The 17,173-nt window shown below is 35.3% G+C and carries 13 protein-coding genes; 6 read left to right on the forward strand and 7 right to left on the reverse strand.

The window, feature by feature from the left end; all coding sequences use genetic code 11:
- Positions 1–185: 185 nt before the first annotated feature.
- The 3 genes from DFQ03_RS12245 to DFQ03_RS12255 all read left to right on the forward strand — a co-directional run bounded on the left by DFQ03_RS12245 (position 186) and on the right by DFQ03_RS12255 (position 2,797).
- On the forward strand, positions 186–899 hold the full coding sequence (locus tag DFQ03_RS12245) for a pirin family protein (protein ID WP_133673463.1): 714 nt from the start codon (positions 186–188) through the stop codon (positions 897–899).
- Positions 900–1,105: 206 nt separating this feature from the next.
- Positions 1,106–2,482: a sensor histidine kinase gene (locus tag DFQ03_RS12250; RefSeq protein ID WP_133673464.1), complete on the forward strand. Its 1,377-nt coding sequence runs from the start codon at positions 1,106–1,108 to the stop codon at positions 2,480–2,482.
- A gap of 87 nt (positions 2,483–2,569) precedes the next feature.
- The gene (locus DFQ03_RS12255; RefSeq protein WP_133673465.1) at positions 2,570–2,797 is read left to right on the forward strand and encodes a putative signal transducing protein; all 228 of its coding nucleotides are present in this window, start codon (positions 2,570–2,572) and stop codon (positions 2,795–2,797) included.
- A gap of 46 nt (positions 2,798–2,843) precedes the next feature.
- Here DFQ03_RS12255 and DFQ03_RS12260 read toward each other — a convergent pair whose 3' ends face one another.
- Entirely contained in the window at positions 2,844–3,782 is a 939-nt protein-coding gene (locus DFQ03_RS12260) for a 3-keto-disaccharide hydrolase (protein ID WP_133673466.1), read from the reverse strand.
- Positions 3,783–3,890: 108 nt separating this feature from the next.
- Here DFQ03_RS12260 and DFQ03_RS12265 point away from each other — a divergent pair, with 108 nt between their 5' ends.
- Positions 3,891–7,409, forward strand: coding sequence for a HEAT repeat domain-containing protein (locus DFQ03_RS12265; RefSeq protein ID WP_243834490.1), 3,519 nt, complete (start codon positions 3,891–3,893; stop codon positions 7,407–7,409).
- A 1-nt stretch (position 7,410) separates the two neighbouring features.
- Here the strand turns inward: DFQ03_RS12265 and DFQ03_RS12270 are convergent, their stop codons facing one another.
- Both DFQ03_RS12270 and mnmA read right to left on the reverse strand, forming a co-directional pair.
- Positions 7,411–8,352 (reverse strand): NAD(P)H-dependent flavin oxidoreductase, encoded by a 942-nt coding sequence (locus DFQ03_RS12270; RefSeq protein WP_133673467.1) that lies wholly within the window; start codon positions 8,350–8,352, stop codon positions 7,411–7,413.
- Between the two features lie 148 nt (positions 8,353–8,500).
- On the reverse strand, positions 8,501–9,691 hold the full coding sequence (mnmA, locus tag DFQ03_RS12275; RefSeq protein ID WP_133673468.1) for a tRNA 2-thiouridine(34) synthase MnmA: 1,191 nt from the start codon (positions 9,689–9,691) through the stop codon (positions 8,501–8,503).
- 341 nt (positions 9,692–10,032) lie between these two features.
- Between mnmA and DFQ03_RS12280 the strand changes: the two genes are divergently transcribed.
- Positions 10,033–11,904, forward strand: a complete 1,872-nt coding sequence (locus DFQ03_RS12280) for a fasciclin domain-containing protein (RefSeq protein WP_133673469.1) — start codon at positions 10,033–10,035, stop codon at positions 11,902–11,904.
- Positions 11,905–12,203: 299 nt separating this feature from the next.
- Here the strand turns inward: DFQ03_RS12280 and DFQ03_RS18835 are convergent, their stop codons facing one another.
- From DFQ03_RS18835 to DFQ03_RS12295, 4 genes are all read right to left on the reverse strand, one after another.
- Positions 12,204–12,344 (reverse strand): hypothetical protein, encoded by a 141-nt coding sequence (locus DFQ03_RS18835; protein ID WP_166637468.1) that lies wholly within the window; start codon positions 12,342–12,344, stop codon positions 12,204–12,206.
- Between the two features lie 37 nt (positions 12,345–12,381).
- On the reverse strand, positions 12,382–14,241 hold the full coding sequence (gene yidC / locus DFQ03_RS12285; RefSeq protein ID WP_133673470.1) for a membrane protein insertase YidC: 1,860 nt from the start codon (positions 14,239–14,241) through the stop codon (positions 12,382–12,384).
- Positions 14,242–14,310: 69 nt separating this feature from the next.
- Positions 14,311–15,948, reverse strand: a complete 1,638-nt coding sequence (locus tag DFQ03_RS12290; protein ID WP_133673471.1) for a CTP synthase — start codon at positions 15,946–15,948, stop codon at positions 14,311–14,313.
- A gap of 50 nt (positions 15,949–15,998) precedes the next feature.
- The gene (locus DFQ03_RS12295) at positions 15,999–16,241 is read right to left on the reverse strand and encodes a DUF3820 family protein (protein ID WP_208295920.1); all 243 of its coding nucleotides are present in this window, start codon (positions 16,239–16,241) and stop codon (positions 15,999–16,001) included.
- A 48-nt stretch (positions 16,242–16,289) separates the two neighbouring features.
- Between DFQ03_RS12295 and DFQ03_RS12300 the strand changes: the two genes are divergently transcribed.
- Positions 16,290–17,159 carry a hydroxypyruvate isomerase family protein gene (locus DFQ03_RS12300; protein WP_133673472.1) on the forward strand — a complete coding sequence of 290 codons (870 nt, stop codon included), beginning with the start codon at positions 16,290–16,292 and terminating at the stop codon, positions 17,157–17,159.
- Positions 17,160–17,173: the final 14 nt, after the last annotated feature.

The following is a 17,173-nucleotide window of genomic DNA, read 5'->3' on the forward strand; positions in this document are numbered from 1 at the left end:
AGGGAACTTTCATTTCCATAACGCACTTTAGCAAGTAAAATTATACTAATAATTTATTGAGTTAAAGAACTGCACTAGAAAATTAAATCATAGATTTATGCTGTTATCACTGATATTTACAATGTACTCAAGTGTAAAGTTCAGCTTTAGATCCCGACTAAAACTACATCAAAAAAAATAATAAAATGAAAACTATTTTACATAAATCCGCTACCAGAGGTCATGTTGACCATGGTTGGCTAAATTCTTACCACAGCTTTAGTTTTGCAAACTATCATAATGCCGAGCGAATGAATTTCGGAGTATTAAGGGTACTAAATGACGATACCGTTGCAGGTGGTCGCGGATTTGGAACGCATCCTCATAGAAATATGGAAATCATATCTATTCCGTTAGAAGGTGATCTTCAGCATATGGACGATATGGGAAACTCAACAATTATTAAAGCTGGCGATGTTCAAGTTATGAGTGCAGGCACAGGTGTTTCACATAGCGAGCACAACAAAAATAAAGAAGCAGAGGTTAAGTTCTTACAGATTTGGATTATTCCGAATGAGCAAAATGTTACTCCACGTTATGATCAAATCTCGCTTAAAGATATTGCGACGAAAAACAGTTTATATCAAGTACTCTCACCTAATGCCGATGATACCGGAGTATGGATTCACCAAAATGCTTGGTTTCATATTGGTGATTACGATACTGAAACAACAGATTCATACACCTTAAAACAAGAAGAAAACGGAGTTTATGTATTTGTTTTAGAAGGAAAAGTTGAAATTGCAAACCAGAAATTAAATAAACGCGACGGATTCGGTATTTGGGACACCGACACTTTTGATTTCAAAATTAATAAAGATTCAAAAATTCTCGTTATGGAAATTCCTATGAGTATTTAACCAATACTATCGTTAAAACAATTTTAGTATAAAAAGGCACCAATAAAAGGTGTCTTTTCTAATTTTATAAACTTCTCTTTCTTATATTTAGTTTAAATATGAATATTAACAATTCCCCGATTCTTCATACTTTTTAAGGCGAGTATTAATCTAAATAGACACGTCTATTTGATCCTAGAGAAATAAAGTACTTTAAATTTTATAATTTGTCAAAACAAAACACTTCTACTATAAGCACAAAAAAAATCAAATTTTTAGATGAATTTGGTTTAATAACGATTGTCTCTTCCATTTTTACATTTGCAGTTTATATATATACCTTATTATTTCATTCTTATACTGAACAGTTACTCGCATTTATTGTTGCTTTAGGTTTCGGCATTGGTTTTATATTAAATCGGTTAAAACTTCATAAAGCCACAAGAATATATATGACCTTGTTCCCCCCGGTAATGTTTATGTCACTCATATTCTTAATTGGAGGTTTTTTTGGTCAAGCAGTCGCCTTTGCTACAATGGGCTTCTTGGCGTATATAGGTTATCGTAGAAACCCTAAGTTAAGAAATCTAATTATCGGTTTTGATATACTAGCATTTGTAATACCTACTATATACATTTCTTTTTATGAACCCATATTGGGTATCATAGATGTTCCGTTCGATGAAATTTTTGCATTTTTAGCTTGCTTAGGCTGGCTTTCACTGACATTTAGCATGTATGACGAAAATAAAACAAGAACCTATACTTCCGATTTAGAGAATCACATTTCCGCTTTAAAAGAAAGTGAGCTAAATCTTAAAAAAGCCCAAAGCGACCTAAGAAATCAAAACAATAAATTAGCCGTTTTAAACAATGAACTTAAATTAAAAAATACGCAGATTGAAGAATTCACCTTTATTGTAACCCATGATTTAAGAGGTCCACTAAACAACATAAAGGTCATTGCTAAAGAATTAGAAAAACAACATTCAGCAGCTAACTATGCTGATTTCAGCAACTATTTAAAACATTTACAAAGCAGCTCTACCAGGCTTACAAATTTGGTAGAAGGTTTATTAAAATATGCTGAAATCGGAAATTCTAGCGGAATGGAGTCTGTAAATATCGCAGAAGTTATACAATTGGTTATGGATGATTTATCAGAAAGTATCAAAGAAACTAAAGCAACATTGAACATTGGCGAGATGCCTACATTAATCGCCAGACCCAGCGATATTAGAATGCTTTTTCAAAATTTAGTTCATAATGCACTAAAATTTAAAACTAATGAAGGGCAGCCAGTTATAAATATCACCTCGGAAAAAAAGGAAAATGAATACCTTTTTATTGTTTCAGATAATGGTATCGGAATAGCAAAAGAACATCAAGAAAATATATTTAAAGCCTTTCATAAATTACATAACCAATCTAAATTCGAAGGTTCTGGTATTGGACTTTATGGCAGTAAAAAAATTGTAGACCATCACTTAGGTAGAATATCGGTAGACTCGGAAGAAAATAAAGGCAGTACGTTCTATTTTACCATTAATACTCAATCACTAGAACAGAACAAATTAAAAGAACATCCAATTAGTCTTAATTAAAATAAGCTTATAAAATTTACCTTTAACTGGTTCTTACTATTTTTAAGAAATAGTTATTTTGAACTACTATTAATTTAACTTAAAAAAATGAACTCAAACTATATAAAAGTTTTCGGAGGAAATAGCATCGAAGCGAAACGCATAGAACTGGCTTTAAAAGAAAGTAATATTGAACCTATTCTTAAAGACGAAACCGAATCTGCTCGCCTAGCAGGTTTTGGCACTCCTTTACCTGAATTGGTAGAAATCTTTGTTAATAAAGATGAAGAAGTTAGAGCCTTGGCTATAATTACTGAAATTAACAGAAATGAATAAAAAAAAGCCTCCAGAATTGGAGGCTTTTTTAAAACACCTTCTAATACTATCCTTTACTCAATGGTGTAATTTCTAACTTTCTAAATTCTACTGGTCCATGGTCACCTTGTATCATTATTGGTCCTGCTTCTGCCTCATTGTTATCTAAAGCACCACCTGTCATCGCTTCAATATTCTGATTAGAGATTATGGTCTTTCCATTAGCTACAATAGTAACCCTTCTACCAATTAACGTAATATCGTACGTTTGCCACTCCCCTGCTTTCATAGCAACGTTTTCGTTTGGTGTAAGTAACCCATAGATTCCGCCAAAATAAATAGATGAAGGTTCTAATCCAATATTATCAGCAATCTGTACTTCGTATCGCCCTCTTAAATATATACCACTGTTACTACCTTCCGGGTATCTAAATTCGGCATGTAATTTAAAATCCTTAAATTTTACTTCAGATATTAAATTCACCCCAGGTTTGGCACTAGTTAGAATACCATCCAACACTGCCCATTGATTACCAGGCTTCATCACCCATCCATTTAAGTTCTTTCCATTAAATAACTTCACTGTCTTGCCTTCTTTTGCATTGTCATAATACGGAAGCTTAGGCGATTTGGTCGCTGTCCAATTATAGATTTTCCCATCTACATAGATCATTGTGCCCTCTAATCCGTCACCTACAATTTTTCCTTCAAACTCCATATTAGAAGCACCTGGCTCCCATTGTGGCGGTATTGAAAATGAAAATAATTCACCATGCTTTTCAATTTCGGCAACTGGTCTTGCACTACCGAATGCATACGTAAATCTACCTATTAAGGTATTGGTACCCGAGTGGCGAATTTCTAACCAAGAAGGTAATTTTTCTCCTTCTTGATCAATTGTCAAATTCCATTTACCTTCTAAAGGATGTCCTTCTTGCGCTTGAACCATATTTGAGCCAAAAGCTATAAGAAAAAGAAAAACTAATGTTGTTTTAATAGTATTCATATAATTATAAGTTTAATAAGTGATCAAATATAATGGAACTTTTAAATACACTTTCTTAACATTGAATTAAAAGATATTCAATTGCAAATTGATAAAACTATACCATATATGGTTAATAGTTTAGCAAGAATTCATATTTTTTATCAATTATCTACATTATTCGCTACATTTAAGTTTCAATTCAATCAAACAACAATGACATTCTTTAAAAAATTCATTTTTGGGATAGCTTCCCTATTATTTTTCTGTGCTTCCTGTGTAAATAAAAAACCTGTTGAAATCCCATTAACTATACAACAAGATAGTACTGAACTTATTGAAATGGCGAAGTTAGCTAGAGAAACCATTACCGCCGAAGTAGCCGACGGACTAGTATTAAGTTTATGGGCATCTGATTCTTTAGCTCCAGACCCGATTGCGATGGATATTGATGATGATGGCAATGTATACATAACGCGATCTAACAGAAATAAAAACTCTGAATTTGATATTCGTGGTCATAGAGATTGGATGACAGCATCAATTGCCTTAGAGTCTGTTGAAGATAGAAGAGCTTTTCTACACAAAACTTTTGCTCCTGAACTTAGTAAGGAAAATGAGTGGTTTCCTGATCTAAACAACGATAGCATTCATGATTGGCGTGATCTTGCCGTAGAAAAAGATGAAATTTGGATGTTACAGGATACAGATAACGATGGCATCGCCGATATTTCAACACAAATCATGAATGATTTTAATGATGAAATTAACGATCAAGCGGGTGCTCTTTTAGTCCGCGACGAAGATGTTTTTGTTGGTATTGGTCCCGGTATGTATCGCTTGACAGATACTAACGGAGACAAAATTTTGGATGAGAAAACGAGCATCGCCGATGGTTTTGCCGTTCATATTGGTTTTAGCGGTCACGGCATGTCTGGCGCTATTGAAGGTCCTGATGGTAAAATATACTGGGGTATTGGAGATATAGGAGCTAATATAACCACTGTAGATGGTGAAAACCATAAATATCCAAATGAAGGTATTATTGTTAGAAGTAATCCTGATGGTTCTGATTTTGAAGTTTTTGCGCACGGACTCCGTAATACCCACGAATTTGTTTTCGATGCCTACGGAAATATAATTACTTCAGATAATGATGGTGACCATAAAGGTGAAAGTGAGCGTTTGGTTCATATAGTAGAAGGTTCAGATTCAGGATGGAGAGCTAATTGGCAATATGGAAAATATACCGACCCTAAAAACAATGGATATAATGTATGGATGGATGAAAAATTGTTCACTCCCCGTTGGGAAGGTCAGGCGGCATACATTATGCCTCCAATCCAAAATTTTCATAACGGACCAACTGGAATGCAATATAACCCAGGTACCGCGCTAGGCAAAAAATGGATGGATAAATTCTTTTTGGTTGAATTCGTAGGCGACCCTAGTAGATCACATATTTGGTCGTTCGATTTAAAACCAAAAGGTGCTTCTTTTGAACTGAACTCAGATGAATCTATTTTATCGGGCGTATTACCAACAGGAATAGAATTCGGACCTGACGGAGCACTATATCTCGCCGATTGGGTAAATGGTTGGGGAAGTAAAAATTATGGTAGAGTATGGAAATTAGACGTAACCGAAGAAAGCAATGATCTTGCACAAGAACGTTTAATAACTCAACAACTAATGACCCATAATTATGAGGATGCAAAGACTGATAGTTTGGTAAGATTATTATCATACGGTGATATGAGAATTCGCCAAAAAGCGCAATTTGAACTTGCTAAAAGAACATTTTGGGGCTATAGAGCTTTAGAAAAAGCTATCACAGAAGAAGAAAACCAATTTGCGCGTATACATGCCATTTGGGGTATTGGACAAATAGCTGCAAATGATACAGATGATGCTAAGCCATTACTTAATTTGTTAAGTGATAGTGATCCAGAAATTATAGCTCAAAGTGTAAAAGTTTTAGGTGACTTAAGATATGAAAAAGCTGCCGACAGTCTTGTATCATTAACTACTCATGAAAATGACCGAGTTAAATTCTTTGCCGCACAAGCTTTAGGTAGATTAAAATACGAAGCTGCAATACCTACACTTTTGACAATGATCGAAGCTAATAGCGACCAAGACCTTTATATAAGACATGCTGCTGTTTTAGCTTTAGCTAGAATTGGTAACGCCGAACCACTTTTAGCACTTGCAAATAGTGAAAATAGAAGTTTACGTATTGCCGCCGTTATGGTTTTAAGAAAACTACAAGACCCTAATATTTCTATATTTCTATCTGATAAAGATGAATATATTGTAACGGAAACTGCCCGTGCAATAAATGATGACCTTTCTATTGAAGCGGCCTTACCTGCATTAGCGTCAATGCTTACTAACGAGAAATTTAAATCTGAACCCTTGTTGCGTAGAGCAATTAATGCCGCATTACGTGTTGGTGGCGATGAACAATTAGATATGCTTATTAACTTTGCTAAACGTAGAAATGTGTCTAGTGATTTACGTGGCGAAGCTCTTGCAGCTTTAGGTACATGGAACAATCCTTCTCTTCTAGATCGTGTTGATGGCAGATACAGAGGTGAAATCGTGAGAGAAAACAGTCGGTTAGAGGAAAAAATTAAAAATGATATTCCGTCGTTTCTAAAAGAACGTCAGCCAGAAATTTTAATAGGTATTTCAAAAACATTGAGTGCTATCGGTATTAACTCTTATAATGATGACCTGTTTTATATATTTAAATCTAACAAGTCTCCTGAAGTAAGATCTGCTGTACTAACCACTTTAGGTCAATTGAAATTCGATAAAATGGAAGCGGCAATGTCTATGGGCATGAAAGATAATAACTCAGAAGTGAGAACGGCCGCTGTTGGACTGTTGGCACAACTAAACATTGCCAAAGAGAAACTACCTAGCATTGTAGAGCCTATTTTTAAACGAGGTTCTATATCTGAACAACAACGAATGTTAGATGTATTAGGTGATTTACCTGATGAACATAGTAATGCCTTACTGACCAATTTAATTGACAAAGCCAGTAATGATCAGCTTAAACAAGGTATTATATTGGATTTAATGGAATCTGTAAAAGCAACCGAAAACTCAAAATTAATAGCACGGCTAGATAAGCTTAAAAAAGCTGGTTATTCCGCTGATTCTTTTCAAGAAACACTTTATGGAGGTAATTGGTGGGCAGGTAGGTCTGTATTTAATAACAACCCTACGGCACAATGCGTACGCTGCCACTCCGTAAATGGTTCTGGTGGAGAGGTTGGTCCAAAATTAGATAATATTGGTAATGTCTTAAACAGGCAACAATTACTAGAAGCCCTTATTGAGCCTAGTATACGATTGGCACCTGGTTATGGCACCGTTACCATCACGCTCAAAGACGGACAAAAAGTACAAGGTGTGCTTATTGAGGAAAATGACAACGAAATATTACTAAGAACTTCTGAAGCCGAACCTTTAAAAATACCTCTAATGAGAATAGCTAGAAGAGAAAACTCTATGTCGGCAATGCCTGCCATGGGCCGCATGATTTCAAGAAGAGAACTTCGAGACCTTATAGAATACCTTGGCTCATTGAAAAATAAAGTGCGAATTATTGAAGGGGAAGATAAAGAAGTATAACCTATAAAGAGGAAAGTTCTGCTTTCCTCTTATTAAACTCACTCATCATTTCTTCAACAATTTGGGCAGCTGGCTTTATATCGTGTATCAATGCTGATACTTGACCTATTTCTAGCTCGCCATCTTCTAAATCACCTAAGAACATGCCTTTTTTGGCACGACCTCTACCTAAAAGGGTTTTCAACTCATCTGTATTTGCTCCTTCAGCGTACGCTTTTTGTACCTCGTTATAAAACTTGTTTTTTACCAACCGAACTGGAGCCAATTCTTTTAATGTCAAATGAGTATCCCCTTCATTAGCATTCACCACTACCTCTTTAAAATTGATGTGATTCGATGCTTCTTCACTGGCTACAAATCGACTACCTACTTGTACTCCGTCAGCACCTAAAACCATAGCAGCCAACATTGCTTTGCCTGTTGCAATACCCCCAGCCGCAATTAATGGAATAGTAATTTTTTCCTTAACTGATGGTATCAATACTAAAGTCGTTGTTTCATCACGACCATTATGTCCACCAGCTTCAAACCCTTCCGCAACAATAGCATCTACTCCGGCTTCCTGTGCTTTCAATGCAAATTTTAAGCTACTTACTACATGTACAACCGTAATTCCTTTTTCTTTTAAAAAGGATGTCCAAGCTTTAGGATTTCCTGCTGATGTAAACACAATCTTTACATCCTCCTCAATAATAATATCCATCAATTTATCAATGTCCGGATACAACATAGGTATATTGACTGCAAAAGGTTTTGAAGTTGCTTTCTTGCATTTTTGAATATGCTCACGTAAAACATCAGGATACATACTACCGGCACCTATAACACCCAAACCACCACTATTAGACACTGCACTGGCCAGTCGCCATCCACTGGTCCAAATCATTCCGCCTTGAATTATGGGAAATTCTATCTTAAAAAGTTCGGTAATTCTATTTTGCATATGTGAAGTGTCAACTTGGGATTATAAGTCAAGGTTTTGTATTGAAATTCAGAATAAGACCCCAAACATCAAAACCTTTTTACTCGATTATCAAGTAAAAGTTACATTTTAAAGATACCATTAAGCCCTTTAAAATGTAACCCTTTATTTAAGAAATTACACCTGATCCAATAAGGTCATCTTCTAAATACCATGCTACAAATTGACCTTCGGTGATTGCAGATTGCATTTCTTTAAAGTCTACATACATACCACCTTCCACCCTATATATTGTAGCCTCTTGTAATTCTTGACGATATCTTATTCGTGCCTTGACTTCTAATTTCTCATCAATATTTAAAGCTAGATCCGTACGTACCCAGTGTATTTCTTCATCTTTCACGAACAAGGTTCTTCTATACAACCCAGGGTGCGCTTTACCTTGACCTGTATAAATAATATTCTCGTTTACATCGGTATCTATTACAAAAAGCGGTTCTTTAGTACCACCAACATGTAATCCTTTACGTTGACCTTTAGTAAAATAATGCGCACCTTGGTGTTCACCAACTATTTTACCATCGGTTAAATGATAGACTGGTTTCTCTGCATAAAATTCTAACTCAGCGTTTTTATCTGAAAATAAAGGAATACTTCTTTCGTAACTATCAAAAGATGCAGGAACCTCAACAATTTTACCCGTTTTAGGTTTTAACTGTTGTTGTAAAAATTCTGGCAATCTCACCTTACCTATAAAACATAAGCCCTGCGAATCTTTTTTATCCGCAGTTATCAAATTCATTTTTGCAGCAATTTCTCTTACCTGCGGCTTGGTCAACTCCCCTATTGGAAATAGTGTCTTTGACAATTGCTCTTGTGATAGCTGACATAAAAAATAAGACTGATCTTTATTACCATCTTTTCCTGCCAATAATTGATAAGTCTCAGAACCATCAGAATTATGGAGTGTTCCTTTTCTACAATAATGACCCGTCGCAACATAGTCAGCACCCAGCTGTAACGCTATCTTCATAAAGACATCAAACTTGATTTCCCTATTACATAAAACATCAGGATTCGGGGTGCGCCCCATTTCATATTCCTTAAACATATAATCTACTATACGTTCTTTATACTCTGCACTCAAATCTACTGTTTGAAACGGAATACCCAATTTCTCAGCTACTATCAATGCATCGTTGCTATCTTCTAACCATGGACATTCTTCTGATATCGTTACCGAATCGTCGTGCCAATTTTTCATAAACAAGCCAATAACATCATAACCTTGTTCTTTTAGCATGTATGCCGCTACACTCGAATCTACTCCACCAGAAAGTCCTATTACTACTTTTTTCATCTCTTCTACTTGGTCGCAACAAAATTACAAAATTTCATTTCGGAAATACTTTTTTTTGCAACTCACATGTTTCATTAAAAAATATCAAATTCATTCTCTAAAACCATCCAAAAAGTTAAAAGTGAATCGTTTATCATAAATAAAATGTTAAACTTTTACAAATTTATGTTAAACAAAAAATTGTCAAAATTTAAGATAAACCCTTTCATTATCTATAATTATAAGCTATAATTTGAAAGAAAATTTAATTTAAAAGTCTAATATCTGCCATATTCTCATTTTTTATAAATTAAAATTTTGTTTAGCTTTGTTTTATAATAGTTCAACAAAAAGAATATAATATGAAAAATTTAGGTAAACTCTTAAAATCGACAGCAATAGTTATGCTACTAGTTTTTGCTACTTCTTGTAGCGATGATGACAATGACGACCCCGTAATTATCGTTGAAGACGATAATATAGTTGAGACTGCACAAAACACGAGTTCATTAAGCTCTTTAGTTTCTGCATTAGCAAAAGCTGACGAAAGTTCTAACAATGATTTAATTACCGCTTTAAGTAGCGAAGGACCATTCACAGTTTTAGCCCCAACCAATGATGCTTTTACAAATTTGTTAGCTCGTTTAGACGGATTCGACTCTTTAGACGATTTCAACGATGAGCAATTACAAGATTTATTGGCCACAATATTAACATATCATGTAGTATCTGGTGCTGCAGTAGGTTCTGGTGACTTAACAGAAGGACAGATCATTACTACATTACAAGGTGAAACATTAACTGTTAACATAGGTAGCGGAGTTACTTTTACAGATGCCGCAGGCGAAATGGCTACTGTGACTGCAGCTGATGTTGAAACAGAAAACGGTATAGTGCATTTAATAGATAAAGTTTTGATTCCTCAAGAAGCTTTAGATGCTTTAAACGGTGTTTTATTGACGTCAATTACCGATTTAGCTATTTCGGTACCAAGTTTGAGTATTTTGGTCGATGCTTTAATTGCTGCTGATGGAGATTTACCTACCGTATTAGCAGGTGAAGGTTCTTTTACCGTTTTTGCCCCAACCAATGATGCTTTCGCAGACTTCTTGATGGAGAATAATTTTGGCGGTCTAGATGATATTCCAACAGAGATACTAACACAAGTTTTATTAAACCATGTTGTAGCAGGAACTAATTTATCAACTGATCTTTCAAATGGATATGTTTCAACACTTTCAACTGCGGGTCCGAACGATGCAAATCTTAGTATGTTTATAAATATAGAGAATGGTGTTGTTATTAATGGTGGTTCTACAGTTACCGCAGCTGATAACAAAGCTACAAACGGCGTGGTACATATCGTTGATGCAGTAATAGGCTTACCTAACATTGTTGATCATGCAGTAGCAAATCCTAATTTAACATCTTTGGTAGGTGCACTTACGGCAGACGGCAATACAACTTTTACAACGTTACTTTCTGATTCAGAAACTGATTTTACAGTATTTGCTCCATTAAATTCTGCTTTTGACAGTTTTACAAATCCTTCAGATAATGACATCAATAGTATTTTGGCAAACCACGTAATTTCTGGCGCAGCTGCTAATGCAGCAAGTCTTTCTAATACATATTTTAACACTGCCGCGACTAATGTAGATGGTGATAATTTAAGTATTTATGTGAATGTTGATGATGGCGTAATATTAAATGGAACAAGTACAGTTGCTGCAGCTGATATCGTTGCCACTAACGGAATTATACATGCTGTAGATACTGTTATTGATTTACCAAGTGTGGTAACGTTCGCAACAGCCGACCCTAATTTCAGTTCACTTGTAGGCGCGTTAACCGCTGAAGGTCAGCCAGACTTTGTAAGCGTTTTAAGTACAACTACCGGTACAGATCCAGCACCTTTTACTGTATTCGCTCCTACTAACGAAGCATTTGCAAACTTAGCAGCAATACCTAGTGGAGATGTATTAACTGCTGTTTTAAATCACCATGTTATTGCTGGGGCAAATATTGTTTCTGCCGACTTAAGTGACGGATTGGTATCTCCTGGGACTTTAGAAGGAGACACCTTAACTTTCGTTATCGATAGTGATAGTAATGTAACAATTACTGATGGTTCTGGTAATTCAGGAATCGGCATTATTGCCGTTGATGTTCAAGCTAACAATGGTGTTATACATGCCATAGATACTGTAATGATACCTGATACAACAAACTAATTCGTTTATCAAAAAATACTTAAAAGAGCCGCTTTCGCGGCTCTTTTTTTTATTTAAAATTGAAGATTATTTAGCTGATTTCCACCACCTTTTTAACTAAAATCTGTAGAATACGTTAAGCCTATACTACTCAATATTCTTAATAGTAAAAGAAGATAGCAATATAACCTCTTGCCATGTTATCAAAGCTGTAACTAATATTTGGCACTATTTAATTTTTTGATTTGACATCTTTAAACATTCTAAACACTTTTGCTACACAAGCTGCAGTGCAAAGAAAGTATTCTATTTCAAAAAACTTAAACAACAGCATACCCAACTTTAGCATACAATAACGCACCCTTTACAACTAACTTTTTATAGAACCTTAAATAAATTACATCTTTGACATCCCAAATCTTACCAAACCAAGCCTTAACCAATGGCAAAAGCCCTTTCATAAATGAAAGGGCTTTTTATTTTATAACACTGAGATTTTTAATTTTTTTTCTGCGCTTCTGCTTGCTCCATCATTTCACGCATTTTCTTTTGGAACTTGTTTTCCTTCTTCGGTTTCTTCTTATTCTCTTGTATTTGGGCATGTATCTTATCATTATCTATGATAACGTTCTTAATGACCAACATAATACCTATCGTAATGGTATTAGAAACAAAATAATATAAACTTAAACCACTCGCATAATTATTAAAGAATATCAACATCATAAACGGCATTAAGTACATGATAAATTTCATATTTGGCATACCTGGTTGTGTTGGCATGTTCTGCCCCGTTGTCATCATCATATAAAAGAAAATAGCAATGGAAGCTAAAATCGGAAACAAGCTTACATGATTTCCATAAAATGTGCTAATGATAGGAATATTAGTAGTCCATTCAAAAATAGTATCGTATGAAGATAAATCATCTGCCCACAAAAATGGTTTTTGTCTTAATGCAAATGATGTTGGAAAAAACATAAAAAGCGCATAGAATATTGGCATTTGTATAACCGCAGGTATACAACCACTCATGGGACTGACACCAGCCTTGCCATATAACTTCATGGTTTCTTGCTGCTTTTTCATTGCATTGTCCTTATACTTTTCACCAAGCTCGGTAATTTCAGGTTTCAACACCTTCATCTTAGCTTGTGATAAATACGACTTGTATGTTACAGGAGACATTGCCAAACGAACTAGAATGGTCATAATAACAATAGCAATACCGTAAGGGAAATATGTGCTGATTAACCCGTAAAAAGGTGTAAACACATAACGGTTGATCCACCCGAAAATACCCCAACCAAAAGGAATAGAATCTACCAAACCTAAATCTTCATACTTAGATAAAGTATCAACATCTGTAGGACCGAAATACCAATGTAAATCTTTAGATATTTCTCCGCCTTCCAATTCCACAGGTAAAGCAGATGCATATTCTTTTGTAAAGCCGAAAGTTTTACTTTCCTCTTCTACTAAATTAACAGAAGTTAAATCTCCACTTTTAAAAGGCTCATCAGCTGCTAGAATACTGCTAAAAAAGTGTTGTCTGTAAGAAATCCACTTTACATCTTCTTCAGTCTCGTCATCATCGCTACCTTCAGAAAGCTTGCTTATTTTACCATCTTCATGATTATAGGTTAAACGGGTGTATCTGTTTTCGTACTTAATACTTTTAGAGTGGCGAATACCTTTCTGTTTCCAATCTAATTGAACTGGTTTGCTAGAACTAATAATATTATCCAAGCCTTTTGACTTGATTGTGAAGTCTACCAAATAGTCATCTGGCTTCATTTCATATCTATATTCTAGATATTGATTGCTCGAAGTTTTCGCTTTTAATGACAATACTTGGTTGCCATTATCATTGGTCATTGTTGGCTCAAAATATAGATCTTGAGTATTCAACGTTCTATTATCAGAAGTGGCAAAATCCAATCCGAAAGAAGCATTACCATCCTTTATTAAATATACTGGTATAGAATCGTAGGTAACGAACTGTTTCATTTTCGCTTCTACTATCTGCCCACCTTTATTACTGATTTTCAATAAAAGCACATCGTTCTCTAACGTAGTAATATCATTAGAAGGTTTTGTAAAACCAAAAGCACCAAGTTTACCTTGATAATTGGCTACAGCAGTTGAATCTTGTAAATCTAACTGTGGTACATCATTAATAACAGTTGCTGTTTCTGAATTTTCTGATGCCTTTGCAGCCTCTACTTGTTCTTGCTTTGCCTTTTCTGCCTCTAACTCTTCTGGAGTTGGTTGATTTTGGTAAAACATGAAGATGAGTATTCCAAAAATAAGCACGAAGCCAATTATGGATTGTACATCAAATTTCTTTTCTTCCATGTGGTATTTCTAATTAATTGGGAATATTTTGAATTTTTAAGAAAGCAAATATATGTCCAAATATGATGTTTATGCCAATGTGGCATTACTTTGTGCCTTTTTATGCTCTAAAGCAGCCTTTACAAAGCCAACAAATAAAGGATGCGGATTAGCCACAGTACTCTTATACTCTGGGTGATACTGCACGCCAATAAACCAAGGATGATCTTTTGCCTCTACAATTTCAACCAAATTCGTCTCTTTATTAAAACCAGTAGCCATAAGACCTGCATTCTCTAATTGCTCTAAATAGGCATTATTAAATTCATATCTATGACGATGACGTTCAGATATTTGAGAAGCTCCGTTGTACATTTCTTTAACCAGACTACCATCTTTCAATTCACAGTCCCAGGCACCTAAACGCATTGTACCACCTTTATCGGTTATGGTCTTTTGCTCTTCCATTATGCTAATTACAGGATCAAGAGTGTTTTCATCCATCTCTGTAGAATTTGCATTTTCAAGTCCTAATACATCACGTGAATATTCAATTACCGCCATTTGCATACCTAGACAGATGCCCAAAAACGGAATTTTATTTACACGGGCATATTCAACAGCTTTGACTTTACCTTCAATACCACGCTCACCAAAACCAGGTGCTACCAAAATAGCATCCAATCCTTTTAATTTGTTTTCGTAGTTGGCAGCTGTAATATATTCTGAATGAACAGATTTTACATTTACTTTTACCTCGTTTGCAGCTCCGGCGTGTATAAATGACTCCAAAATAGATTTATAGGAATCTTGCAATTCAACATATTTACCTACTAGACCAATAGTAACTTCATCTTTCGGATTCTTATGTCTTGCCAAAAACTCGTTCCAACGACCTAAGTCTGGGGCAACATTATTTGGCAGTGCTAATTTCTGCAAGGTTACGGTGTCTAAACCTTCCTCTTGCATCAATAATGGCACATCGTATATAGTAGATGCATCAATACTTTGTATAACCGCTTCACGCTTTACGTTACAGAAAAGCGCCAGTTTGTCTTTTATCTCGTTAGAAATCTCATGCTCTGTTCTACACACAAGAATATCGGCTTTTATACCGCTTTCCATTAATGTTTTTACCGAGTGTTGCGTAGGTTTTGTTTTCAACTCACCTGCAGCAGATAAATAAGGCACCAAGGTTAAATGAATAACAATAGCATTGTTATCACCCAACTCCCAAAGTAGTTGACGTACCGCTTCTATATAAGGTAGCGACTCAATATCCCCTACCGTACCACCTATTTCAGTGATAATAATATCGTACTCACCACTATTACCAAGCAATTGAACACGTTCTTTTATTTCGTTTGTAATATGAGGAACAACTTGTACCGTTTTACCTAAAAATTCTCCTCTACGTTCTTTTTCAATAACACTTTGGTAAATTCTACCCGTAGTAACGTTATTCGCTTGAGAAGTACGAACATTTAAAAAACGCTCATAGTGACCTAAATCTAGATCTGTTTCTGCACCGTCATCAGTTACATAACATTCGCCATGTTCATAAGGGTTTAAGGTTCCTGGATCTACATTAATGTAAGGATCTAGTTTTTGAATGGTAGTTTTGTAGCCGCGAGATTGCAGTAATTTAGCCAAAGATGCAGCAATGATGCCTTTTCCTAAGGATGAAGTAACGCCTCCCGTAACGAAGATGTATTTGGTTTGTGCCATGTATCGAATTCTATGTTACGGGACACAAAGTTACAAATTGAGGTGAGAACTTAACGGGTTTCCTTAGGAAAATGTTTTTGTATTTTTCGAATTAACGATTCTAAGCCGTTTGTTTTGATTTCTAACATAGATCGCAATAATTCTCCCAATTTACCATCAGGAAATCCTTTTTGATTAAACCATACCAAATATGGCTCGGGCAAATCAATCAAATACTTACCCTTATACTTACCAAATGGCATACGGTAATGTGCCAATTCTATTAACTTCCTCTTATCTGGATTAATTTCCATTTTTTAATCTAAAAAAATTATCTTTAAGAATTCAACAACTTAAACAACATGAAACGAAGAAATTTTATTGGAACCTCAGCGGCTGCCTCTGTCGGATTCTTAACTACCTCAGCAGCAGTAGCAAACAATAAAAATACTGAAACTACCGCTAAATTAAAGTACAATATTAACCATAGTGTTTGTTATTGGTGCTATGGAAGCATCCCTTTTGAAGATTTTCTTAAAAATTTAGTGGAACTTGATATTCGTTCAATAGATTTGGTCGGACCAGATGAATTTCCGCTTTTAAAGAAATACAACATTCACGCGTCAATGTGCTGGGGTGCCGGTATGGGCATTGAAAAAGGTTTTAACGACCTTTCTTTACATGACGATCTAATTGCCGATTATGAACGCGTAATACCATTAGTAGCGGAAGCAGGCTATACCAACTTAATCTGTTTTAGCGGAAATAGAAATGGAATGAACGATTTGGTGGGATTACGAAATTGCGCCTTAGGTCTTAAAAAACTAATGCCTCTAGCAGAAAAGCACGGTGTGGTTTTACAAATGGAACTTTTGAATAGCAAGGTCGACCATAAAGATTATATGTGCGACACCTCTGAATGGGGTGTATCGCTTTGTGAAGCTATAGGTTCTGAACATTTTAAACTGCTATATGATATTTACCACATGCAAATAATGGAAGGTGATATCATTAGAAACATTGAGGATTATCACCAATATTACGGACACTACCATACTGGCGGAAACCCTGGTAGACATGAAATTGATGAAACCCAAGAAATATTCTACCCTGCAGTAATGAAAGCTATTTTAAAAACTGGCTATAAAGGTCACGTAGCGCAAGAATTCGTACCAAGTTGGGATGATAAAATTTCTGCTCTAAAACAAGGGGTTACTATTTGTGATGTGTAATAGACAACAGTAGC

It is taken from the genome of Maribacter caenipelagi, from assembly GCF_004364175.1.
Classification (GTDB): domain Bacteria; phylum Bacteroidota; class Bacteroidia; order Flavobacteriales; family Flavobacteriaceae; genus Maribacter; species Maribacter caenipelagi.

Coding starts and splice junctions, on each gene's coding strand:
- DFQ03_RS12245 (WP_133673463.1), top strand. CDS start 186: ATGAAAACTATTTTACATAAATCCGCTACCAGAGGTCATGTTGACCAT.
- DFQ03_RS12255 (WP_133673465.1), top strand. CDS start 2,570: ATGAACTCAAACTATATAAAAGTTTTCGGAGGAAATAGCATCGAAGCG.
- DFQ03_RS12260 (WP_133673466.1), bottom strand. CDS start 3,782: ATGAATACTATTAAAACAACATTAGTTTTTCTTTTTCTTATAGCTTTT.
- DFQ03_RS12265 (WP_243834490.1), top strand. CDS start 3,891: ATGGTTAATAGTTTAGCAAGAATTCATATTTTTTATCAATTATCTACA.
- DFQ03_RS12270 (WP_133673467.1), bottom strand. CDS start 8,352: ATGCAAAATAGAATTACCGAACTTTTTAAGATAGAATTTCCCATAATT.
- mnmA (WP_133673468.1), bottom strand. CDS start 9,691: ATGAAAAAAGTAGTAATAGGACTTTCTGGTGGAGTAGATTCGAGTGTA.
- DFQ03_RS12280 (WP_133673469.1), top strand. CDS start 10,033: ATGAAAAATTTAGGTAAACTCTTAAAATCGACAGCAATAGTTATGCTA.
- DFQ03_RS18835 (WP_166637468.1), bottom strand. CDS start 12,344: ATGAAAGGGCTTTTGCCATTGGTTAAGGCTTGGTTTGGTAAGATTTGG.
- yidC (WP_133673470.1), bottom strand. CDS start 14,241: ATGGAAGAAAAGAAATTTGATGTACAATCCATAATTGGCTTCGTGCTT.
- DFQ03_RS12290 (WP_133673471.1), bottom strand. CDS start 15,948: ATGGCACAAACCAAATACATCTTCGTTACGGGAGGCGTTACTTCATCC.
- DFQ03_RS12295 (WP_208295920.1), bottom strand. CDS start 16,241: ATGGAAATTAATCCAGATAAGAGGAAGTTAATAGAATTGGCACATTAC.
- DFQ03_RS12300 (WP_133673472.1), top strand. CDS start 16,290: ATGAAACGAAGAAATTTTATTGGAACCTCAGCGGCTGCCTCTGTCGGA.